Raw genomic sequence first — 22,810 nt, forward strand, 5'->3', positions numbered from 1 at the left:
CCGCCGCCAAGCAGATGATTCAAGCATGGTGGTTTTGGCTGCGTGGGACGAAAAAACCGGTTCCATCCACTCCTCCTGTTCCCCAACCTCCTTCTCCTGTCGCTCCATTGCCTGAGCCGTATCGTCCCTCTGTCACCCATCCTTGGAGGCGATCTCCGGCGTGCCGTCCAAAGTATCCCGCAAAAAAATGACGCGCACCCCAGAGAATCATCTTTCTTGACAAATATCTTGTTTGTATGTTAATATATACGTATACGTAATACGTATATATACAGAGAAATGATCGTTCTTTTCTCTTATTTGATGCATTTCCACTGACTCATTCTTTCCGTTTGAGTCCCCTCCAAAAACGGGTCAATTCCACACCGATCCCAAGCACAATTACAAAGAGAGGATAGCGCTGCACAAACACCTGGAACACAAACGAAAAGAGTCCGATGCAGAGAAGAAAAATTGCATAAAAAGCGTACGTTATCGCTTTTTGCAACGAAATTTCAAACACAAAGAGTTGATACCGTAACGAGGTAAATAATATGATAATTGGCATGAAGCCGAACGATAATGTCGAAAAGAGCGGGCCAATATAGGTATAGTCGCTCACGTTACTTGGAGAGATGAATTGCGGAATCACAGTAAAAAACACAAATGGACAAAAAGCAAGCCCAAAGGCGACCATCAGCCATCGTAAATACAGCCGTTGCCACTGGCCAGACAACGCATACGATAGGCCCAATAATAAAAAAATACAGACGGTCTCATACGTCACACACACCAAAACCATACGGTGAAAGATGAGGACAAGGCCTTCTGCTCCATTTTCCAGGGAACTAAAAAAGAAAACATAGATTTCTGTGTACAGAAAAACGGGAAGAGAAATGACAAGAAAAATATATAAAACGGGAAGCAAACGGGGATAGTGCTGGCGAACAGACTGAAAAAGATTGGTTGGAAAAAGAAAAAGAAAAATGACAAAAATATATGTCGTACTTAACGCACATCCATTATCGATGCGTTCGAGACCTCTTACCAGTGGCAGCAGCAGCGGAGCGTGCAATTCTCCCCAGGTTGCCGTAGGAGCAAGGCCAAAGGTGATGGCAAAAACGGTGCAGAGCACAATAAAGGTGCGTTTCATTTGTGTATCACGCAGATAAAAAGTGAGGCACGCACAGATAAGATAAAAAAGCGCCATGAGCAGATTTAAAACCGTAAAAAACCATACAAATGATAGCCCTTGCCCATCTTTTGCAGAGGATGCAGTGAATGGAAGGACGGCATTTCCGATGGCGATCACCAACAGAAAGAAATACAGAAGAACCAAAAAGAAGATGATGATTTTCTGTCTATTTTTTACGAGCTCGCGCACGGTCATAAAATACTTCATAAATCAAGCATACAGAAATCGTGATTCGTTTGTCAAGGCATTTCGCATCTCTTTGCATGTGAAAGCCTTTTTCGCGAAAAAGAAGCTTTCTCATTCTCGCTTTTTCAGGTATACTTATCACAAAAAGACAGAGGCATGAGAGCATATGCACACACCACACACACCCCAGCAGGGCAGCCCGGAAAACGTGGTTCAAGACCAGAGCAACCATGAAAACGATGGGGGCACTATCTCTACAGGTTTCCTTCGCCTGGTCCACCAGGTACATCTAGCAACCACCATGGAAGAGGCTCTGGAAGCCTGTCATCTCCATCTTCACCTGGCACATTGTTTTCTGTCGATCGGCTCTTCCCTGATTCTCCCAACCCACCCGCCATGCCCCACCCTTCTCCAAGAAGAGGCGATTGGCTTGCTCCAGCAGACGACGATTCACGCGTGTCAAAAGCACGCTCTTCCCAGCTTTCCTGGCTCTGACCTGTATGTTATCCCCTTTGGAACTCCTGCAGCAGGGATGCTTCTCTGCCTCTCTCCAGAGACACAACCAGTAGCGCAACTGGTCCTTACTGCGTTAGCCGACCTGCTTTTTCTCGTGTATCAAAATATGAGCTTTCGGAGCGCCCCAGACTCGAAGATCCTGCTGTGGGAAGCGCTCCTTGCAAACAATACCTCAGCCTTTGCCCTGGCTCCGGTCTATGGCTATTCACTGTCAGCCAAACATTATGTCACGCTCCTGACTTATCAAGATCCTCCTACCATCCTCGATAACTATGTTCCCCCGCCTGGGGCAGTCCTCTTACGTACAGGAGAAAAACTCCTCTATCTTCTCGAAGAAGATCAAAAAACAGAAATCCAGCGGTTGCAGGCGTACCTGGAGCAGGGAAATGGCCTTCCGGTCTTTGTAGGAATTAGTGATCTCTGTACGACCGAGACCGGGTATCAGCAAGCCCTCGAACAAGCCCAGGAGGCGCTCGATGCCGGCCTACAGCAAGGCCAAAAAATCAGCGAATACGCTACGCTCATGTTACATTACTTTATTGCGGGGTTCGCAAACAGCAACAAGTCCTATCCTTATCGGGACGCCTTTGAGCAACTGCTCCACCAGGAACGACCGGAACGAGCCGATACGTTGATCGAAACATTGCGGCTCTTGCTGACTTCTTCAAATAAAGCCGAGGTCGCACGGCACCTCGACATCACACCCGAAGGCTTGAACAGGAGAATAGATGTGCTGAAATCCTATTTCTCTTTTTCGAGCGAACATGACTTTTACATTCGATCTTTAGATCTATTATTCGCGATTAGCGTTCTCCAAGCCAAAAAAAGGAAAGACCGGTAGTGGCACCAGCATGATGCCTGCCTATCGAGAAAAAGAGTTGGTATTTGCTGAACCATGATTCAGCAAATACCAACTCTTTTTCTCGATATTGTTAGTATTTTCACAACAAAGAGATTGACAAGGAACCAATATCTTTGTATGCTAAGAGAGGACACCAACAGAATAGGCCTGTCACCGTCATCAAGCTATTCGGAGAAGGAAGGAACCCATGAAATCACAGCTCCCTCCACTAGGAGAAAAAGCGTATACCTGGTATCGCAGACAAAGAAACACGCAACCGATCTATCGAAATCCAGGTGCCTGGTTTGTCCTTCGTTATGAAGATGTGAAAACAGTCCTGCAAAACCACGCGACCTTCTCATCACAGCCAGACGAGAAGAGAGGCAATCCGACCAATCCGTTACGATCAAGCATCCTATCGCTTGATCCACCACGTCATCACCAGTTACGTGGTTTGGTGCAACAAGTATTTACCCCACGGGCGATCGCACGTTTAGAGTCGCGCATTGAGGAGAACGTGCATCATTTCCTAAATCAGGTCAGCCCACAGGGAAAGATGGATGTGATTACAGATCTTGCTTTTCCGCTCCCCGTACTCATTATCGCCGAGTTACTCGGCGTGCCATTTGAAGATCGAGAACAATTCAAACACTGGTCGCGCAACCTCTTCGAGGGAAACCCATCCCTGATCGCATCTACGCAACAGGAGATGAAAACCTATTTCCTTCAACAGATGAAGAACCGTCTTCAAGAACCCAAAGATGATGTATTGACGGCGCTCTTGCACGCAGAAGTAGAGGGAGAACACCTCTCAGAAAATGAATTGGCAGCGTTTTGCATCTTACTGCTTGCAGCAGGGCACGAGACGACCAGTGACCTCATTGGAAATGCCTTCTACTGTTTCCTCGAATATCCGGAAGTCTTCGAGGAACTGCAAGCCCACCCCGAAGGAATTCCAGCCGCGATTGAGGAAATGCTTCGCTATTATTCCCCGGTAAAAACATTGCCACGCTATGCCACCCAAGATGTTGTGCTCGGTGAACAACCGATACGAGCTGGGGAGATGGTGTGTCCTTTTTTCGCCTCGGCGAATCGAGATGAAACACAATTTCCTGATGCAGACACGTTTAATATTCATCGCACGCCTAACCGTCATCTTGCTTTTGGTGCAGGCATCCATGCCTGCCTGGGAGCACCACTCGCCAGACTGGAAGCGAAAATCGCCTTAAAAATCGTCCTCGACCGTTTCGGTCGTCTTTCACTCGACCGCTCGATGCCTCTGCAATTGAAATCGAGTAGCGTGGTTTTTGGTCTCAAACAGCTACCCATATTTTTTCTCGCACAATAAATCAAACAGCAATCCATTTTGCGTTTTTTGCATTCAGGGTAACCATCGCTTCAAGCATGTAGCCGCACGCTTCAAACGATGAAACCATTGGACCTGTAACGAGGCATCAGCCCCCTTTCATCGGGAAGGACAGGAAGGAACACACGAATCATGATGCTTTTACTCAAAATGCCTATGAACCGATGAGGCGAAAAGAGGCAAAAAATGAACAATCACTTACTCACTATGACACGCAAACAACAAGGCTGGCGCCAAGAAGACGTGGCCAACCATATTGGAGTTGCCAGAGGGACCATTAGTCGCTGGGAACGAGGGCGTATGCACCCAGAACGCTACCATGTCGACCGCTTATGTGCGTTTTTGCACGCCACTGAAACTGAGCTTGGCTTTACACCAGAACGGGCTGTAGCCACACCAGCAACCATCAAGGACAGCGCACCCGCTCCCGTTGTTGATGCTCAGCCGTCCATGGTCATTGATCCCATGATCCCCCTACAACAGGCCCCGCTCATTGGTCGAGAGGCGGAACTTGCTCAGATTCACGATCTCCTGCAAGCAGAAGAAACCGTCAAGATCACCGCTCTTCATGGCCTTCCGGGAGTGGGAAAAACGGCCCTGGCAACCACCGTAGCCCGTGATGCCAACATCCGTGCCCGGTACTCCGATGGTATTCTCTGGGCAACGCTTGGCCCCCACCCCGACCTCCTCACGCTCTTTCACCGCTGGGCCACCCTCCTGGATATGCCAGATCATCAGATGACGGAATTGCAGACCGTCGCTGAGTGGAACACAGCACTCACCATGATGATCGGACAACGTGCCATGCTCGTTGTCATCGATGATGCCTGGACGGTGGAGGATGCCTTGGCGGTCCAGGTAGGGGGGCCGCACTGTGCGCACCTGCTCACCACCCGCTTCCCACACATTGCATCCCGTATCACGATCCAGGGAGCCCTGACAATCCAGGAATTATCGGATGACCACAGCATGCAACTCCTCACCCACCTTGCCCCCGCTGTGATGGCCCGTGAACCAGAACAGATGCAGCACCTCGTCCAGGCCGTTGGTGGGCTTCCTTTGGCCCTCACCTTGATGGGCCATGCTCTGCGGACAGCCTTCTATCACGGGCCAACACGGCGGTTGCAGGCCGCCATTGACGCACTCCAGACCGCCGACCATCGCTTACAGCTCTCACACCCTGACAACTCGACACAAGGACATCCGAGCTTGCTTCCTGAGACCCCCCTCTCTCTCCAGGCGATTCTGGACGTCACCACGCAACGCCTGAGTGAGAGTGCCCTTCATACCCTCGCCGTCTTCTCACTTTTTCCTGCCAAACCCGACAGTTTTTCAGAAGAAGCAGCGCTCTCCGTCGCCGGCTGCACCATCGATGACCTCGATGAACTGCTGGATACAGGCCTTCTCGAAACGGTCGGAGACGAACGCTACCGCCTCCATCGCATTATTACTGATTATGCACACCACCTCCTGATGTCCCTACAACACTATGAGCATGCTGATCGCCACAAAGACCCCCTCCCGGTGCAGGTACATACCATGGACCAGGAAACACACGACAGGACAAACAGCCACGCCGATCTGGAAGATCTCGGTCACCGCTTTCCCAATGGCGCACGGGTGCGCAGGAACATCGATCAACAGGTCTGGAAGAGCCAGCACCTCGAAAACCCCGCGCTGGGTCGACCCATCAGCTATCAAGCACGCCATAGAAAGGAAAAGCGCTCTTGTGTCCTTACCCAGACCTCGGTGGTTCACCATCAAAAAAGAGACGCAAAGAGGCGGCCCAGAAAACCCTACGTCTTTAGAGCCGGGAGGAATGGACCAGCCTTGTGCACATCACCACCCTCTTCCGAGGGCTCCCGTTGGCAGTCTCGTCAAAATCCCATCCGTCCAATCCGTCTCAATGAACATGAAAGGAATGTCCTGTGATTTCACCTGTTGTCGTTCAGCCTGCCATCACCATCCCTCCGATCTTCCAAAAGAAAATCTGGCAGTGGTCTCCACAGCCCAGGATGATTCAATTTGCCATCCATCGAGAATTGCGGACGGTCTCCCTCATTGCAAATGAAGCAGGTCTCCCCTCTCTGCTGGAACAGGTCTCCTTTCAGGAGACAGAATTGCGTCTTCTGATCGCGCTGCTTGTGTATTGGCCAGCCTATTGTCCGTTCGAAGAACTCTATGCCTCGTTTTATGCCAACAGCCAGGATGAGGCAGCGAGGACAGCCGCTCGACAACACCTGAAGCGAGCACGCGAAACAGATCAATGGCGGCAAGAGGTCGGACCCATCCGCAATGCACTTTCACGCACGCGCAAAAAAATCAAAGCATTTACCTCCGCATCGTATGTGTTCGATATCATCTCGGTCTTTGATGAAGGCTATCTCTTAGAGGTGCGAACACGCGAAGAGAAAGGGTCTCCTCAATAGGCGAACCGGGTCTCCTCAATAGGCGAACCCTGCCGGGACACGACGGAACCATCCCTGTTATGCTTGTCTCAGGTGAGAAGTGATGGGTTGGGAGCTGAATTCCAGACTTCACTGGCATCTGTCTTTGAAGTCTGGCCACCTCCTCCTCCGAGAAGGCCGTGTCTTTTTCTCTTACTGAAGAGAAAGGGCCCACGCTCTTTCATCACGCCGTCCTATGTGACTGTGAAAAGGAACAGAACCATTGAAAGAGCCATTGAAGAACCAGACCATTGGATTTGTCGGGCTTGGGCAGATGGGATACCCGATTGCACGCACGCTTGTCCAGGCAGGCTTTCCCGTGCGCGTTTTTGATGTGCGCGAAGAACGGATCGCCCCACTCGTGGCGTTGGGAGCCATTCCTGCCGCATGTCTGGCAGAGGTCGTGGAGCCGGGAGGAGTGGTCATCTCCATGGTGCCAGGTGACACAGAACTGTGCCAGATTGCGCTCAATGATCCAGGGATCGTCCGTCAACTGGGGCCAGGAGGCTTGCATCTGTCGTTATCGACGATCTCTCCTGACGTCGTGCTGTCGCTGACAAAATATTACGCCACGCAGGGGGTCGCCCTGGTTGCGGCCACCGTCTCAGGACGCCCGGAGGCGGCGGCTACCAGACAACTCTCCGTCTACGTGTCCGGCAATGCTGCCGCCAAAGACCACGCGCGTCCCATCCTGGAGACGATTGGCAGTACGCTCTACGATCTCGGCCCGGCGGTAGAGTCTGCGGTCGTCATGAAGCTGGCCGCCAATTATCTGATTCTGGCAGCCCTGGTCGCGATGGGATCTGCCGCTACCTTTGTCGAACGCCATGGCCTGGAACGAGAACTCTTTTTACGCGCCATGCGTGAGTCGGTCCTCTTTCAGGGGTCCGCCGTGTACGCTGGCTATGGACGCATGATCGGTGCGTTAGACTATAGCGATGAAAATTTCTCGACGGCCCTGGGCCTCAAAGACGCGAGCCTGATCGTGCACGAGGCAGAGCGTCTAGGCCTGAAACTTCCGGTGGCCCAACAGGCCTATGATGCCCTGCTGGCCGCACAGGCGGCGGGCCATGGGAAGCAGAGCTGGGCCGTACTGGCGGAGTATGCTGAGAAGATCCTGGAAGATCACCCACAAAGGAATCAGTAGTATGCGCACAACGATGCAGCTGAAGCCTTTTCTGGGGAAAAGGAAACAGAGGAAGCCACGCATTCCCGCGATTGAAATAATCAATCTCAGTAAAACCTTTCACGCCTCGGGAAAGCGGAACAAATCTGGTCACACCGCTGTGGACAGGCTCTCTTTAACGATCCAGCAAGGAGAGATCTTTGGGTTGCTGGGACCCAATGGCTCCGGGAAAACAACCACGATGAACATGCTCAGTACCTTGAGCCTGCCCACCAGTGGCACAGTTCGTGTGCTGGGCTTTGATGTGCAGCAGCAGGCAAGGGAGGTGAAGCGTCTGCTCGGGTGCGTCCCCCAGGAAACAGCCCTCTTTGATGAGCTGACCCCCTGGCAGACGCTTCTGTACCACGCGGCCCTCTATGGCGTGCCCAAACACTTGCGTACGCAACGCATTCGGGCCATGCTGGAACTGGTCGAACTCTGGGAGCAGAAAGATATCCGCGTAAAAACCTTCTCGGGTGGTATGAAGCGTCGGCTTGCCCTGGCACGTGCCTTGTTGCACCACCCACGGGTCCTCTACCTGGATGAGCCAACCCTGGGGGTCGATGTTCAGAACCGCCACAGTCTGTATCGCTTTATCCGCATGCTCCCGCAACAGGGCGTCACGGTCTTGCTGACCACCAATGACTTGCATGAAGCGGAATTGCTCTGTACGCGGGTCGCGATCCTGGATCATGGTCGGGTCCAGGTGGTCGATACCCCTGCTAACCTGATCCACGCTCAGAGCCCAACGCAAGCCACACAGCTCACGGTGACGCTCGATTCCCCGGAGAAGAGCGAGGCACTCGTGCACGCACTTCGTCAGGTTGGTGGTCTTCGGACAGTGGACATGCAGGGAGCGAGCCTGTCCCTGCTCACCGACAATGGACAGGACGACCTGGCAACGATCCTGCGCCTGATCGGGGAACAGGGCCGTACTGTACGCGCTATTCAGACCCAAAAAGCTGATCTGGAGCAGGTGTTTCTCCAGGTGACCGGTGCTGTCTTGCGTGATGAAGCACCATTGAAGTGAGGAAAAAACGTGTCACATGAATTCTTCTGGCAGGATCAGCAACAGAAACAGCCCGCAGGACTCCCCACACAGGTGTCCGCTTTTCTGTGGCTCGATGTCGTCGTGGCCTGTCTGCGCAAGGATATGATCAGTGCGCTTTCTGAGAGGGTGACCCTCTTCCAGATGCTTATTTTGCCTATCAATTACACTATTTTGCTGGTGCTCTTTGCGCTGGCCGGGTCTGCGGCTCCAACAACGGTCGTCATGGTGGACCATGGACCCTACGCCCAACGGTTTTACGATGCCATGCAGGTGTCGCACTCGTTTCGTCTCCAGGTCGAAAGTGAGGGAACCGCCCAGGCGATGCTCGTGCGAGGCGATACGGTGGCTCTTGTCACGATCCCTGGCAATTTTGATCAGATGGTGCGTCGGGGACAACGTGTTGAGATTGGCTTGCTGGTCAACAATCTCAACACTGACTTTACAGATGACGTGACACGCGGTTTACGCCTGGCGGTGACCACGTTTTATCAGCAACAGTTTCCCGGAAAAATAAGCATTGTCACCCAGATCCATGATGCCCATCCACAACAAACCGATTACATTCCTTATTTGTCGGTGGCAGTGGTGGTGATTGGGCTCCTGGTGGGAGGATTGCTCCAGGCGGGAAATGCGATGGCACGCGACTGGGAACAGAAGACCATCAAAGAAGTGTTGCTCTCTCCCGCTCCACGCTCGGCAATCGTCGTCGGTAAAATGCTAGCAGCAGGCACGGTGAGCCTTCTCTCGGCACTGATCGTGATCCTTTTTCTTGTCCTGGTCATCCATGTCTCTGTTTTGGATTGGAGTGGATTTCTCGCAACGATCCTGCTCCTCTCAGCCGTCTCGGTCGCCGCAGGAACCCTGCTTGGAAATCTGCTCAAACTGCGGCAGACGGTGACCTTATTGACCCGTGGGATCAGTGTTCCCCTCTTTTTGCTCTCGGGGGTGTTCAACCCCATCACCTACTCGACCATCGGTCTGGTTGTTCTTGCGCGGCTCTTCCCTGTGCACTATGCCATTTCGCTTGTTCAAAGCACGGTGCTCGGACAGCGCACGAACATCCTCTCACCGCAGGGCAATGCCCTTGTTCTGGTTGGTTTTCTCCTGCTGTTCGTGGTGTGTTCCTGCCTGGTCCTCCGCCGTGGTCATAGTGAACAGTAACAAGACGCCCAGTGTCGAGTGGGGCTGGTTTACTCGTCAGAGAGAAAGGGAAACACATGGTTGCGCTGAATTCTGCCCGTGATGTGATTGGTGCCACGATCCGAAAAGATGTGACTATCTACCTTCGGCAGTGGAAAACCATCCTCACCTCGCTTGTGCTGCCAGGAACCTATATCCTGGTTGCGCTTCTCGGTTCCATCGCCGTGGGCCGCTCACCCATCGCCCTCGTCGTACAAGATCGGGGAACAATCGCATCCCAGATGGCACAGGCGATGGTCGATGCCGATGTCTTTCGGGTGTCGCGAGTCAGTCCCCCCGACGCTCACCATCTCTATGAGACGCTATCCGTCGGGGCGATTGTGACCATTCCCGTGGGCTTTTCGCAGGCGGTGCACGATCATCAGTCAGCGCCTATCGTGGTGCAATCCAACAATCTCAACCTGGACTTTGAAAATGACCTCCGGCGTTCCATCCCGGATGCCATTACCCTTTATTACGCACAGGAGGCAGCCACCCCTTTGCCTCTCACCATTCAGCAGCACAACCTGCGCACCCAAAATGTGGAACTCTTTCAGTATGAGGTGGTTCCCCTGATTTCGCTGTTGGTCACCGTCTGTGGACTCATTGCCAGTAGTGCAAGCACGGCAGGCGAGTTTGAAGTACTCAGTATCAAAGAAATCTTGCTCGCTCCAGTGAGTATGGGCACGATGGTGATCGGAAAAATCATTGCGGGCTGGATTACGACCGCAACGATGGGGCTACTCCTGTTGCTGGTCGGGATGCTGCTGGGCTGGATAGAGCCTGCAGGCGTCTTTCTCCTCATCACGCTGCTCGCGATCGCGCTGGAGTCATTGCTTGCCGCCACCGCAGGCATCGCCCTTGGGTGCGTCTTTCGGCGGGTGCAAGCGGTGAGCGTGCTCAGTACGACCGGTTCGGTGTGGTTGTTCTTTTTATCGGGGGGGCTTGGTGTGCTGCAATTCGAGCCCATCTTCCTCCGGAAGATCGCGGCCTTCGATCCCCTCACCTATGGCACGCACATGCTGCAAATGGCGATCTTTTATCAGTCCTGTGATCGTCTGGGAGAGGATAGCGCCGTCCTGATCGGGACCACCCTGGCTCTCTTCCTCCTCTGTGTCGTAGCGCTGCACCCACAGGTCGTCACGGTCATTCTCAAAAAAGGGAGAACAACCCCATGAAAGCAGTACGCTATTACGGACCACAGGATGTCCGTGTTGAAGAAGTGCCGAAACTAGGGAAACCCAAACCAGATGAGGTGCTGCTCCAGATTCTGGCGGCCTCCATCTGCGGCACCGATGCCAGTCAATATAGACACCCAACCATGATCCCGCTGTACCAGACGCATCCCGTCAGCGGGCAGAGCGGGCCCGTCACCCTGGGGCACGAAGTGGTGGGACGCGTGATTGAGAAAGGGTCGGCCGTCGAGCATCTCCAGATTGGCGAGCGCGTCGTTCCCGGCAGTGGCTGGTGGTGTGGGGAGTGTCCTCCCTGCCGTGCGGGACGCATCAATATTTGTGAACGGTACTTCCTCTACGGCATTCAGGCCCATGGAGGATTAGCAGAGCAAGCGCTGTTTCCTGCCAAAATGTGTGTCCGCGTCCCCGCCGGGTGTAGCAACATGGCCGCTGCACTGGCCCAACCCACGGCGGTGGCCCTGCATGCCGTGAACCGGATACGCCGATCAGGCACACACAGTATCGCGCTCTTTGGCGCGGGCAACATCGGCAGCCTCCTGTTAGCGGTCCTCCAGGCACAAAAAACGGAGGCCTTCCCACTCATCGTGATCGATATCGACCCGGGCCGGCTTGCCACGGCACAGCTGCTGGGGGCAAGCCATCTGATCAATGCACGAGAACAGGAGGCAAAGGATGCCGTTCTGACCCTGCTGCCGGAAGGCGTGGATATCGCCATCGAAGCCACGGGGCTGCCAGCACAAATCCAGCAGGCCCTTACCGTGGTACGCCGAGGGGGCATCCTGTTGCAGGTGGGCATCCCTTCCCAACCCGTCGAGCTTTCCCTGGAGACGATGGTCACGCAAGAAAAGACCATCCTGAGCAGCAATGGACAGATTTGTCCCTCGGATCTCCCTGCCGCGCTTGACTTATTCGCCACGACGGATCTGGCAACGCGTCTGCGTACCCGCATCATCACACTGGATCGGGTGGTGCCCGATGGACTCCTGCCTCTGGTGGAGCACCGGGCACAAGAAAAAGTGATTGTGGTGCTGGACGAAAAAAAGGAGGAGGAAGCGAATCCCCTCCCCGGTATCAGTACCCGCCCCTGACGACAAGAAAAAACAATGAAGAGAGGATTTTCAATGGAACTACAAATACGCACACCACGCCGATCCTTGAGCCGGGATTGGACCATCGCGATTGGGGACCACACCTTTGACTATTGTGTGCGATCAGGAGGTCGGGCATGGTCGGACCTCTTACCACGGTTAGCGGCCCTGCAGGTCGATCATTTTGTAATGATTGCCGATACAGGAGTGCGTGAAAAGGCCGAGGAGGCCTGTCGCCGGATAGCGGCACTCCCCGGAAGCACCTGCACCCTGTTCCTTCTTCCTGTCAACGAGGCCACCAAATCGATTGCCACGATTGAACAGCTCTCTCTGCGTGCCGAGCACGAGGTGGGCATCACCGTCAATTCCTGCATCATTGGCTTTGGAGGCGGGCTCGTTGCCAATATAGCGGGCTTTCTGGCGGCCATCCAATTTCGCGGCCTGCGCCTGATCCAGATGCCGACCACCCTGCTCTCAATGGCCGATGTGATGCCAAGCGTCAAGCAAGGCGTCAATACCAGCGCGGGCAAAAATCATCTGGGGACCTATACCGCCCCGCTTTTTGTGTGGGCCGACCTGACCTCTCTGCGCACCTTACCGCGTATCGAGATTCAGTCTGCGCTCTGTGAAATGATGAAATTTATTTTGACCATCGCTCCTCCCCACGGCTCAACGCTCTACGAAACAATCATCGCCGAATTGCACCCGGATATGCGCTACCAGGAGGACCAGTTGCTTCGGATCATCCACCTCTGCGTGGAGGCCAAATGCCAGATACTGGCCGGTGATCCTCACGAACAGGGGGAAGGACTCCTCTTTGAATACGGCCATACCGTGGGGCATGCGCTGGAACTCCTCTCCTCACAGGGACCCGATCCCCTTCCCCATGGTCTGGCCATCGGCCTGGGAATGCTGGTCGCAGCCCGTGTCGCACGCATGCTCGGATTGCTGTCTGAGAGGGAGGAAAAAACACATCATGGGTTCCTGCACCTCATCGGGGTTCCAACCCGTATCCCGGCCACCCTCTCAACCGATGCGATCCTGGCCCTGCTCCGGCATGATAACAAACGAGGCCGACTGAAAGCGCTGCCGGATGATGAGATCGCGATGGTGCTTTTACGCCATCTGCATGAGCCCCATCGCACAGAAAAGACGGTGCTCACCCGCGTCCCACTCACGGTCGTGCGAGCCGCTATCGAAGCCACGCGACTCGATGTGTTCGCCTAAGAAAAGAAAGAAAGCAAGGAAAAAAGATGACCACACAGACCATCCTCGCACCTGCCCATGCCTCATTTCCCTCCCTGACAGGGCTCAGTGTCGCCGATACGCAACACCCCATCCAAACCTATAGCCAATTGGGAGGACCGGGCCGCGTCGCCAATAAAGCGCTGGCGATTCCAGTCCACCTTGGTCCCCCCTGGCACAGCATCGAATATGTGTGTGTTCCCGCCGGACACAATGGCGTCGGCGAACACCTCCAGGCCACGGACGAAATTTATCTTATCTGTTCCGGCACGGGACGCTTAACCACGAACGGCATCGAAGAACAGGTGGGTCCTGGCACCCTCGTGATGGCTCCCAAAGGAACGCGGCATCGTCTCCTGAATGCCTCCAGCACTGATCAGTTGTCATTCCTGGTCGTGGAAGTGCAGACAGATACTGATCAGAATTTCGCACGCCTGGCCTCTACGCGCACCCTTTTTCATGATCTGCATGCCTCGATGCAGCAGCATCGATCAGGGGCGTTCTCCTCGCATGCCATAAAACGAGGAACAACGCCCCTGTTTCCTCCCGTGGTTGAGGTCGATCTCCAGCAGAGCTTTGGCGGGGCATGGCGCTCGCTGGTGCTCCTGGAATTGCCTGCCGGGTGCTCCGTTGACCCGTATTGCGATACGAATGATCGCCTGTTGTTTGTCATGAGTGGCTATGCATCCATTCGGATTGCGCTGAGTAAGGAGGAAGAGATTCGCGTCGAGACCACCGATGAGGCCGTGCATCACAGTGTGGTGGTTCCCCGAGGCGTGCCCTGCGGCTTTGGGAATAAAGCCAGCGGCGCAGCCTATCCGTTACTTCTTGCCTGCCTCACGGTACGCCGCGATCAGCATCCCTCTCCCAGCTCCTGGCGAGAAGGGAGCGCACGATGAAGCTTCACTTGGAAGAAAAAGTCGTACTGATCACCGGCGCGGCGGGAACGATTGGGTCTGCGGTGGCTCGTGCATTTGCCGCCGAAGGAGCCGCTGTTGCCCTCCTCGATACAAATGCCAGCGGGTTGGATGCGCTGGCCTTTGACCTGCACACCATCGTCAAGGTCCGCCGATGTACCGTCGACCTGACGCAACCCGAGGAGGCACAGACGATGATTGCGGAGGTGCTTCAGCCTTTTGCCGGTCGCGTCGATATCCTGGTCAATTGTGCCGGCATCTGCCCGGCCTTTGCTCCCGAGTATCTTCTCACGACCCAGGCCCTTCCCGTCTGGCAGCAGTTGTACGACGCCAACTTCTTGAGCACCCTGCATGCCATTGTCAGTGTGTGGCCGCGAATGAAGGAACAGGGTGGGGGGGTGATCCTGAATACCACCTCCGACCTCGCACGCGAACCGGTTCTGGAGATGCTCCCCTACTCGATCGCCAAAGCCGCGCTGGTGCATCTCACCTACGGCCTGGCTCCTTTCCTGGGGCAAGCGAACATTCGACTGGTCGCGGTCGCTCCAGGACCCACCCGTACCGCGATCTGGACGCAGAAAGGGGGTCTCATCGATTTTTACGCGACGCAGCACGATCTTCCTCCCGAAGAAGCGCTCGTGCACGAATTCCAACGGCGTGGCATGGCAATTCCACGCCTGATCGAACCGAAGGAGGTGGCAGCGCTCATGGTCTATCTGGCAAGCGATCACGCCCGAGCCATGACGCGTACCGTGGTTGATCTCAATGGGGGCAGCCATCATGGACAATGCTGATAGTGCTCCACCAAACACGCCAGAACCAGACGGTTGTCCCCGCTTTCTCCGTGATTCACGCGCAAAACACGCAAAACACCAGGCTTCACAGGCCCTACACGCCCACACAAAAGAAAGGATACGCACCATGAAACTGCATGTTCGTCACATTCGTACAGCAATACACCTTTTTTTCTCGCTCCTCCCGCTCGGGGCACTTTTCCTGTTTCTGGCGTCCTGCGCCGCCTCGCAGACTCCGGCATCCGCCCCAAATGCGACCGGGGCGGAAAAGGTACAGCCCCTGCCCTCCCCGCTCTCATCGCAACGGTCAGCAGGAGCGATGTCCCCTGCATCGGGAGGAGCCATGATGCAGGGAACCATCCAGCTCAATTTGCTCCATACGCCGACCGGAACAACTATGCTGCGCTGGAATCCGGCGAATCGACAACTCGTGGTCACGGTATCGCTCACCGGACTGGCCCCCAACAGCATCCATCCCACGCATATTCACCTGGGAACCTGTGCCGCACCCGCACCACAGAGCATGCTCTTTCCGCTCAAGACCCTGCGAGCCGATGGAAAAGGCACGGCCACGGCGACCACGACCATTGCAAACGTTGCACAGGACATTCCAGGAAGTGGGCCCATCCGCTGGTTTGTGAATGTCCACAATGGCCCCACCCTGTCCACGGAGGTGCAAAATCGCTGGCTTGCCTGCGGAGATATTGCCTCTGTCCAGACAGGAGCGGGAGGGGTGCAATCGGCTATGATCTCGCTCATGGGGACCTCTTCAGCGGATGAACATGCCGCAGGAACCGTGGTCCTCTCTGTAGAGGGCCAACAGGTCAAGGTGATTGTGCATGTCAGTGGGCTCATTCCGGGGAGCAGGCATATGGCCCACATTCATCAGGGTTCCTGTGCTGCGCAAGGACCAGTTGTTGCCCCGCTTGCGCCGGTGATCGTGGATGGGCACGGCAATGGCATCTCAACGACCGTGCTTCCCCTCACCTCGATGTCGCTGCCAGCCAGCGCGTTGTATCTCAATGTCCATGAAGGACCCATGCCGACGACCATGCTCCCCATTCCCCAACAACTGTTCAACCCCATTGTGTGTGGCGACATTCCCTTGCCGCATGCGTAAAGGAGAGACACGCAATGTTTGAAAAAACAGTCCCGCTTTTGCTTCTTTTTGTCCTGGGGATCGTCTTGAAACACCTGGGCGTGCTCAAAAAAGAAGATGGTCGCAGCGTCGGCCAACTTTTAATGAACGTGATTATTCCCGCCACGGTGGTCGGCTCACTGCTGTCCGCAAAAATTGAGCCCGCGTTGCTGCTCTTGCCCCTGGCAGGACTCTGCCTCGATGTCGTCCTGCTGGGGGTGGCATTTCTCCTGGTTCCACTGCTTGGGCTGCGCACGCAAACGAAAGGCGCGTTCCTGATCGCCTTTCCCACGCTGGAGCTTGGCACCATCGGGTATGCGGTCATGCTCGCCGTCGGGGGTATCACCGGCCTGACCTTTATCGCCCTGTACGATCTGGGCAATGCCCTGTTCTTTTTTCTGGTCGTGCCAACGCTGGCAACGGTGGGTCGCTCGGAGAGACAGGTGGATCTTTCAATGGTGGCACGGCAATTCCTCACCACGCCCTTACTCTGGGCCTTCGTGCTCGGTTTGCTGCTGAACCTGCTCCATATTCAGATCGGCATGCTCGATGACACGTTGCAGACGATTTCGCAGGGGCTGCTCTTTCTCATTATGATCTTGATTGCGCTGGAATTTGAGTTCGCGCACATGACGTTCCGTCTCCCGGTGCTGATGATCTTCCTTAAAACCGGGATTGGCATCACCCTGGGCGTGCTCTTTTGCTTCCTCTTTCACTTTACGGGCCTGGAACGCCTCGCGGTAGTGGTGGCAGCCTCGCTTCCCCCCAGTTTATTGACCATGGTCTTCGCCAAAGAGCACGATCTCGATGTGCGCTTCCTTGCCAGCCTGTGTTCTCTCGCGCTACCGGTGGCGATTGTCGTGAGTTCAGCGCTCGCGTCATTCACGCTCCGTTAGATCGCGTTCAAAGAAAGAAAAGGATTGTGACGATGCATCAAAGACACGAACGAGCACGCAGCGAGCATGCAAGAACACGAAAATTGCGGCGACTCACGCCACGATCGCTTCACCGCTCCCCTTCCGCGCTGATTCCGCCCTCGACGGCGACAAAGCAGGGGGAAATCAGTTTCTTCTCCTGGCAACTCAGCCTGGTGCTGATCCTGGTAGGGGTCACGACCACGGTTTCGCTGCTCTCCCTGGTCGGTGGTCAGACAGTCTTTCAGGCAGTCTTTCAGGCAATCTTTCAGCCCATAACGACTCTTTTTCTCGCCCTCCCTCCGCGTTTCCTCTCGGTCAAAGGCGAGGGAGGAAGCCTCCTCATTGTGCTCGGCGTGCTGCTTGCGCTCTCGTGCCTCATTCCCGGCTTCCTTCCCGGCAAGGCACGCACCGTCCTCGCCTTTGCGAACAGGAGTCCGGACGCGTACGAGCAGCAGAGCGCCTCCATGCTGCCAGCGGAGCGGGCAGCTATTTCTTCAGCATCTTCACCACCATCACCCATCTCCGAGCAACGCGCTGCTGCGGCTGGCACACCGGTCTTGCCTCCACCCCCACCACGATCATCATCCCAATCAGGTGCACGCATTAGCCAAACGGGGCGCATTCCCTGGACCACGACGCCGCCCCCACGACGCATGATCGGCGGGCTCACCCTGCTCATCCTCGTGGTGATCGGTGGCGGGATCTTCTTCTCCACCGCCATCATGCCAACCATGGCCCTGACCACGACGCCTGACCTGCCAGATATGCCTACCATGCCTGCTGATCCTCCTCCTTCCCCCGCGCACCAGACAGCGCACAGCCAGCCCGACGGGGGACACGCGGTCGTCGGTGAACTGACCTTTGGCAGTAGTGGACAACTGGACCCTCGCTCGTCCGCAGGCAGCAACGACACCGTGAACGTGACGATCACACCATTGACACCCCCACCTGCCGGGCAACAGGCGCTGGCCTGGCTCCTGCCCGATCACGACGGCGATGAACAACATGCCCCCCTCCTGCTGGGAACACTGAAGGCCAACGGACACCTGACGTATACCGCTCCCACCCATCAGGATATCCTTGCCACCTATAGCCGATTCCTGGTCACGAACGAAACCCAGCCCCCCCTGCTCCCAACCCTGGATCAGCAGCACTGGCAGTATCAGGGCACCATCTCCACGACCCCCAGTCCGACCGATCACCTCAGCCTGCTCGACCATCTGCGTCACCTGCTCGCCAGTGATCCTACCCTGGAACACAATGGTCTTTCCGGTGGACTCCTGATCTGGCTCAATCGCAATAGTGAGAAGATTCTGGAGTGGGCCGGAGCGGCCCGGGATGGGTGGGCCGGCGGACAACAAACCACGCTCATTCATCGGCAGGTGCTCCGCATCCTGGAGTATCTGGATGGGGTCGCCTCGGTGAAAAGCACGGGGGATGTACCAGCCGATGCCCCCATCCTGGTTGATCCAACAGCGGGACGCATTGGTCTGCTGCAAACCCAACCACCGTCCGTCCTTCCCGCCTTTCTGTCACATGTCGCGTTGCACCTGCAAGGGCTCGCGCATGCTCCCGGAGCCACGGCGGCGCAACAACGGCTCGCCCAAACGCTGATCACGGCGCTGACCACAGATACGACCTTGCTCAAAACGGTGCATCACGATGCAGTTCTGCTGACACAGATGACGGACACCCACCTGAGAAGCCCGGCTGCCCTCACCCTGCTCAACGATATGGTCACGCAGGCCACCACCGCCTACACCGGACAGGTCGATCCGGTCCAGGGAAATACCGTTGGCGGTCTGGTGTCGATGGGGCAGGCAGTCCAGGGGGTCGCAGCCATCCCTATTACGACGGTTTCCCACTGATGCATTCAGAAGCGCGTCAACCGAACGAAAAACGTCAGCTCTTGCTGGTCGAACAGGTCCGACCGGATGGGAAAAAGACACCCACTATCCCGTTGCAGGTCCAGGAGGATCTCCTCGTACGCCACGTCATTGCCTCGCTGGTCGCCCGCTGGCAGCTGCCGACACAGAATCAACAGGGCGCACCTCTGACGTATCAGCTTTCTCTCGGAGAAGAGGGAAGGGTCTTGCCGGAGGATCAGCGCCTGATGGATCTGCACCTTCCCCCAGGGAGAAACGTCCGTCTGGAAGAAACGACATTGTATCCAGGGACCAGCGTGACGCACCCACTGGTCCCGCCCACCTTCAGCCATACCGCAAGCATCCACGATCCGGTGCGTCGGCGACACGTTCTGCACGCTACCGGACACATCCTGCTGGCGTGTTCACTCACCGGTTTACTCTCCGGGGTCTCAACCGCCTGGGCGCAGTATCAGTGGGGACCACACACGTCACTCCTTCAACGTCCACCAGCACCGACACATCCGGCAGTGATGAACGCCCGGCCTTTCGCTCCCCTGCTGCGCTTCACGGCTCATCAGGCGACCGTGCGCACACTCGCGTGGTCTCCCCAGGGAACCACCCTGAGTAGTGGCGGCGATGACGCGACCGTGCTGCTCTGGACGCCTGATGGAACGGTGCAGCAGCAGGGGACGTTTCTCGATGCGGTGCAGGCACTGGCCTGGTCACCCGAGGGAAACCGCGTTGCCGCAGGCGTGGGGACGGCAGTTGCCTTCATCCAGACAGCGACGGGACATGTGCTTGCATTCCCACAGGTGCATCATGCTCCCGTGACCAGCGTTGTCTGGTCCTCCCGGCCAGGCCATCCCGTGGTCTCCGGCTCGCGTGATCACCAGGCAATTATCTGGCAGACCCAGGAGTATCATCCACAAAGGAGCTTTCTCAAGCATACCGCGCCCATTGAGGCCCTCTCCATCACGTCCGATGGGAGCACTGTGGCCTCCGCATCGCAGGGAGGATTGATTCGGGTGTGGGCCATCGATACGGTACAAGAAATACACGGCGCGTATCAGGATGCCCCCATCGCCATGCAGGCCGCAGCCTTCTCCCCCGATGGCGCAACGCTCGCCGTGGGGGGCAGTGACGGCATCGTCCGCATCTGGACACAGAGCCTGCGTTGTCAACACACGCAAACCACGGGAAATGAGCCGCGCTGCCTGGATCGTCCCGTGCATCTGCACGCACACATCGGGGCCGTACGCACCCTGGCCTTCTCCCCCGATGGCTCAACCCTTGCCACCGGGGGAGACGATACACAGGTGGTCCTCTGGGATGTCCCCAATGGCTCCAATAGCTCCAATGGCTTTCAGCCACGGCAACACCTTGCCCACACGGCCCCGGTACTGGCCCTCGCCTGGTCACCGCAGACGTCGCAGATGCCCCGGCTGGCAACCGCTGCCGGAACCCTCGTCCAGCTCTGGGCCAGCGCGTGAGACCAACAACCGGCGCTGCCGGTTCAAGCACCAAGAAACAAAGATCACTCCTGTTGCTCAAACCACACTTCTATCTTTGGAAAACGTCGTCTGTCATACAGCCCTAAATTTCGATCATAGGCCAGCTGAGATCTCCCCGGCATTTATCCGTGGGGTTCCTGACATTGTTTCGTTCCTGACATTGTTTCGTTCCTTCCAGTATTTTCAATGCGATCCGTTCCATCACACTTTGGACAACTATTCCCATTGTATGTGGCTCCACATTCCAGGCAGAGCCAACGTACTGAATTATTCTGATGGTGCCTTGCTGCTACTCTTGCCTGCTGCAATCTGGTGGCATCACGAGCCAGTTGCTCATTATATGCTTCCTCTGTAGACAGAGTTGTTTTATCCACATCCCATGTTTCACGTTCATATCCACCTTCACCAATTTGCACGGAATATGCAGCAAAATGCACCTGCGAAATCCTTCCAATTCGACCATCTTCTTCGTTTTCAACAAACTGACCAATTTGGGCAAGTCCCATATAGTTACCTCCTTTGCTCAAAGCAAAAGCAATTTATTGACCACCTTCACATTTCACATGTGCAGCTGCGAACAGTTGCTTCGAGTTATATGCATCATAGATTCTTTTCAACTGGCGATCATAGGCTGCTTGATTAAATGGTTTTGCCGCTTGATCACGAATTGCTTGAAAGAGTGCCTGTGTAAATTCAGGTGATAAAGTTACGTTTCTTATTGCCAGCAAGATGCCGGTATTGGCATTGACCAGTACAACCTGTAATAAACTTCTGCTCTCAGAGGACAAGTTTTCATCTGGCATTTGTTTCCGATCATCTGGCAGCATATGATAGCTGTAAGGAGCATCAGACCAGGGAATTCCAGCCTGCCCAGGTTGATTACCATAAAATCTGAATGATAAGAAGATGATATCTCCCTTCACTGAGAGGCCAAATTCACATTTGCCTCGACTGATTGCCTGTATTTCCTGTGGTTTCGGATTATAATAAAATAATCGCAATTCATTGAGACTTCGTGTACAATTCCATTCTGCTATTTCCGGCCAGGATGTACGAGTCTTACTATAGAGTGTTCCTACGTTGAACTCATGCATTATTTCTTCTCCTTTGTACTCGCTTGTTTTTCTATCAATAGAATACCATGCCATCCTGCAAAATATATGCCGTTATGCTGAGATCTCCCCGGCTTCAGATAATTAAAAGCGCGGGGGTTCTGATCGGCTCCCCTTCAGTCCATTTCTGTTTCAGGATCATCGCTTCACAGTTCAAGGGGTGCCTGAGACACCCCGTCTGTAGGCCGGGCCTCATGCCCCCACAGCACCTTTCCTTTCATCAGAAAGCAAGGTGCTCAAAAAACACGTGAGAGGACACAACAACAGGCACAAGAGATGCACAGGAGACACACGCCGAAACCAGTCGGAAATGGGTCGAAAGAGCAGTGAAAACGAACCACCATTCCCAAAAAAGCCAAAAAAAAACGTGATCGGACTGATACCGATCACGCAACAAAATGTGCTGTTAAGCGGACATGAGGCGACGAAGCTTTTCAGCTTCCTCTCGCTTGTTCAGATAGATACGATTGCCACAGAAGATGTTTCGCCGTTTGAACGCTTCCGGCGTCTCCATCTCCAGTCGTTCTCGGACGCTCGATATCTGCGCAGCTTGAGGAGTGGGAACCATGTACCATGCAATAGCCAGGGGAGCATACACGGGATCATGAATCCAGTGTGGAATAGAAAGATCATATTTGCCACACAGGTATTCAATGCTGGCTGCACAAAACACGGCCCACTGATGATGCGTCTCTGTCGTTGCAAGCTCGATATCTAATGGCTCTACAAATAAGGCTCTACGTGCTTCCCGCTCATCTTCGTCAAAAAAATCGTTCGTGAAATTGCCAAGAGCAACCCATGGCTCCTCGCCGTTCTTGATATCCTCGTATGCCTGCCGCATCGTCTGTAACTCATCGGTCCACAGCGTTATCTTCATCCCTCTTGCCCTCATCCTTTCACTGGATCTCCCTCACACATAAAGTATACCAGATCGAACTCCAAAAAGAAGCCAGAACGATGGGTACTATAGTCCTGGTGTTTATGCTAGTCAGCAAGCTACCCATTTGTTACACTTGAAACTACCCACACGAGTGGTCCTCTGCAAAACCTGTTAAGGTTTCAAGCTACCCACTTGTTAAGCATGCTGACCAGCCACAAA

The 22,810-nt window shown here is 55.0% G+C and carries 20 protein-coding genes and 1 pseudogene; 17 read left to right on the forward strand and 4 right to left on the reverse strand.

Translation table 11 applies throughout. The features are described 5' to 3' along the window. Nucleotides 1-191, forward strand: a pseudogene (locus F1593_RS29125) (ISKra4-like element ISKra2 family transposase); the annotation flags it as partial. 128 nt (nt 192-319) lie between these two features. Here F1593_RS29125 and F1593_RS23850 read toward each other — a convergent pair. Further along, complete coding sequence (locus tag F1593_RS23850; protein WP_149404066.1) at nt 320-1,369, reverse strand: hypothetical protein; 1,050 nt, start codon at nt 1,367-1,369, stop codon at nt 320-322. 157 nt (nt 1,370-1,526) lie between these two features. Between F1593_RS23850 and F1593_RS23855 the strand changes: the two genes are divergently transcribed. The 16 genes from F1593_RS23855 (at nt 1,527) to F1593_RS23930 (ending at nt 20,578) form a co-directional block, all read left to right on the forward strand. Next, nucleotides 1,527-2,717: a hypothetical protein gene (locus F1593_RS23855; RefSeq protein WP_149404067.1), complete on the forward strand. Its 1,191-nt coding sequence runs from the start codon at nt 1,527-1,529 to the stop codon at nt 2,715-2,717. A 208-nt stretch (nt 2,718-2,925) separates the two neighbouring features. Further along, nucleotides 2,926-4,065, forward strand: a complete 1,140-nt coding sequence (locus F1593_RS23860; protein WP_149404068.1) for a cytochrome P450 — start codon at nt 2,926-2,928, stop codon at nt 4,063-4,065. A 204-nt stretch (nt 4,066-4,269) separates the two neighbouring features. Next, nucleotides 4,270-6,015 (forward strand): helix-turn-helix domain-containing protein, encoded by a 1,746-nt coding sequence (locus F1593_RS23865; RefSeq protein WP_149404069.1) that lies wholly within the window; start codon nt 4,270-4,272, stop codon nt 6,013-6,015. Further along, nucleotides 6,012-6,512 carry a hypothetical protein gene (locus tag F1593_RS23870; RefSeq protein WP_149404070.1) on the forward strand — a complete coding sequence of 167 codons (501 nt, stop codon included), beginning with the start codon at nt 6,012-6,014 and terminating at the stop codon, nt 6,510-6,512. Before F1593_RS23865 ends, F1593_RS23870 begins: the two co-directional genes overlap by 4 nt. 241 nt (nt 6,513-6,753) lie before the next feature. Continuing rightward, nucleotides 6,754-7,677, forward strand: coding sequence for an NAD(P)-dependent oxidoreductase (locus F1593_RS23875; RefSeq protein WP_149404071.1), 924 nt, complete (start codon nt 6,754-6,756; stop codon nt 7,675-7,677). 1 nt (nt 7,678) lies between these two features. After that, nucleotides 7,679-8,725: an ABC transporter ATP-binding protein gene (locus F1593_RS23880; RefSeq protein ID WP_172632404.1), complete on the forward strand. Its 1,047-nt coding sequence runs from the start codon at nt 7,679-7,681 to the stop codon at nt 8,723-8,725. Between the two features lie 9 nt (nt 8,726-8,734). Then, the gene (locus F1593_RS23885) at nt 8,735-9,907 is read left to right on the forward strand and encodes an ABC transporter permease (protein WP_149404073.1); all 1,173 of its coding nucleotides are present in this window, start codon (nt 8,735-8,737) and stop codon (nt 9,905-9,907) included. Nucleotides 9,908-9,963: 56 nt separating this feature from the next. Further along, nucleotides 9,964-11,103 (forward strand): ABC transporter permease, encoded by a 1,140-nt coding sequence (locus F1593_RS23890; RefSeq protein WP_149404074.1) that lies wholly within the window; start codon nt 9,964-9,966, stop codon nt 11,101-11,103. Next, a complete protein-coding gene (locus F1593_RS23895; protein ID WP_149404075.1) occupies nt 11,100-12,209 on the forward strand; it encodes an alcohol dehydrogenase catalytic domain-containing protein in 1,110 nt (369 codons plus the stop codon). Before F1593_RS23890 ends, F1593_RS23895 begins: the two co-directional genes overlap by 4 nt. Nucleotides 12,210-12,242: 33 nt before the next feature. After that, entirely contained in the window at nt 12,243-13,436 is a 1,194-nt protein-coding gene (locus F1593_RS23900; RefSeq protein WP_172632405.1) for a 3-dehydroquinate synthase family protein, read from the forward strand. A 26-nt stretch (nt 13,437-13,462) separates the two neighbouring features. Next, on the forward strand, nt 13,463-14,353 hold the full coding sequence (locus F1593_RS23905) for a cupin domain-containing protein (RefSeq protein WP_149404077.1): 891 nt from the start codon (nt 13,463-13,465) through the stop codon (nt 14,351-14,353). Next, on the forward strand, nt 14,350-15,165 hold the full coding sequence (locus tag F1593_RS23910) for an SDR family NAD(P)-dependent oxidoreductase (protein ID WP_149404078.1): 816 nt from the start codon (nt 14,350-14,352) through the stop codon (nt 15,163-15,165). Before F1593_RS23905 ends, F1593_RS23910 begins: the two co-directional genes overlap by 4 nt. Before the next feature lie 127 nt (nt 15,166-15,292). Beyond that, the gene (locus F1593_RS23915; protein ID WP_172632406.1) at nt 15,293-16,285 is read left to right on the forward strand and encodes a CHRD domain-containing protein; all 993 of its coding nucleotides are present in this window, start codon (nt 15,293-15,295) and stop codon (nt 16,283-16,285) included. A gap of 14 nt (nt 16,286-16,299) precedes the next feature. Then, complete coding sequence (locus F1593_RS23920; RefSeq protein ID WP_149404080.1) at nt 16,300-17,199, forward strand: AEC family transporter; 900 nt, start codon at nt 16,300-16,302, stop codon at nt 17,197-17,199. 32 nt (nt 17,200-17,231) lie between these two features. Next, nucleotides 17,232-19,088, forward strand: a complete 1,857-nt coding sequence (locus F1593_RS23925; RefSeq protein WP_149404081.1) for a hypothetical protein — start codon at nt 17,232-17,234, stop codon at nt 19,086-19,088. Then, nucleotides 19,088-20,578, forward strand: coding sequence for a WD40 repeat domain-containing protein (locus F1593_RS23930; RefSeq protein ID WP_149404082.1), 1,491 nt, complete (start codon nt 19,088-19,090; stop codon nt 20,576-20,578). The genes F1593_RS23925 and F1593_RS23930 overlap by 1 nt, the downstream gene beginning before the upstream one ends. Nucleotides 20,579-20,721: 143 nt before the next feature. Here the strand turns inward: F1593_RS23930 and F1593_RS23935 are convergent, their stop codons facing one another. The 3 genes from F1593_RS23935 to F1593_RS23945 form a co-directional block, all read right to left on the reverse strand. Next, entirely contained in the window at nt 20,722-21,105 is a 384-nt protein-coding gene (locus F1593_RS23935; RefSeq protein WP_149404083.1) for a hypothetical protein, read from the reverse strand. A gap of 33 nt (nt 21,106-21,138) precedes the next feature. Beyond that, on the reverse strand, nt 21,139-21,693 hold the full coding sequence (locus F1593_RS23940; protein ID WP_149404084.1) for a hypothetical protein: 555 nt from the start codon (nt 21,691-21,693) through the stop codon (nt 21,139-21,141). A gap of 424 nt (nt 21,694-22,117) precedes the next feature. Next, on the reverse strand, nt 22,118-22,588 hold the full coding sequence (locus tag F1593_RS23945; protein ID WP_235932684.1) for a hypothetical protein: 471 nt from the start codon (nt 22,586-22,588) through the stop codon (nt 22,118-22,120). Nucleotides 22,589-22,810: the final 222 nt, after the last annotated feature.

It is taken from the genome of Dictyobacter arantiisoli (assembly GCF_008326305.1).
Lineage (GTDB): Bacteria > Chloroflexota > Ktedonobacteria > Ktedonobacterales > Ktedonobacteraceae > Dictyobacter > Dictyobacter arantiisoli.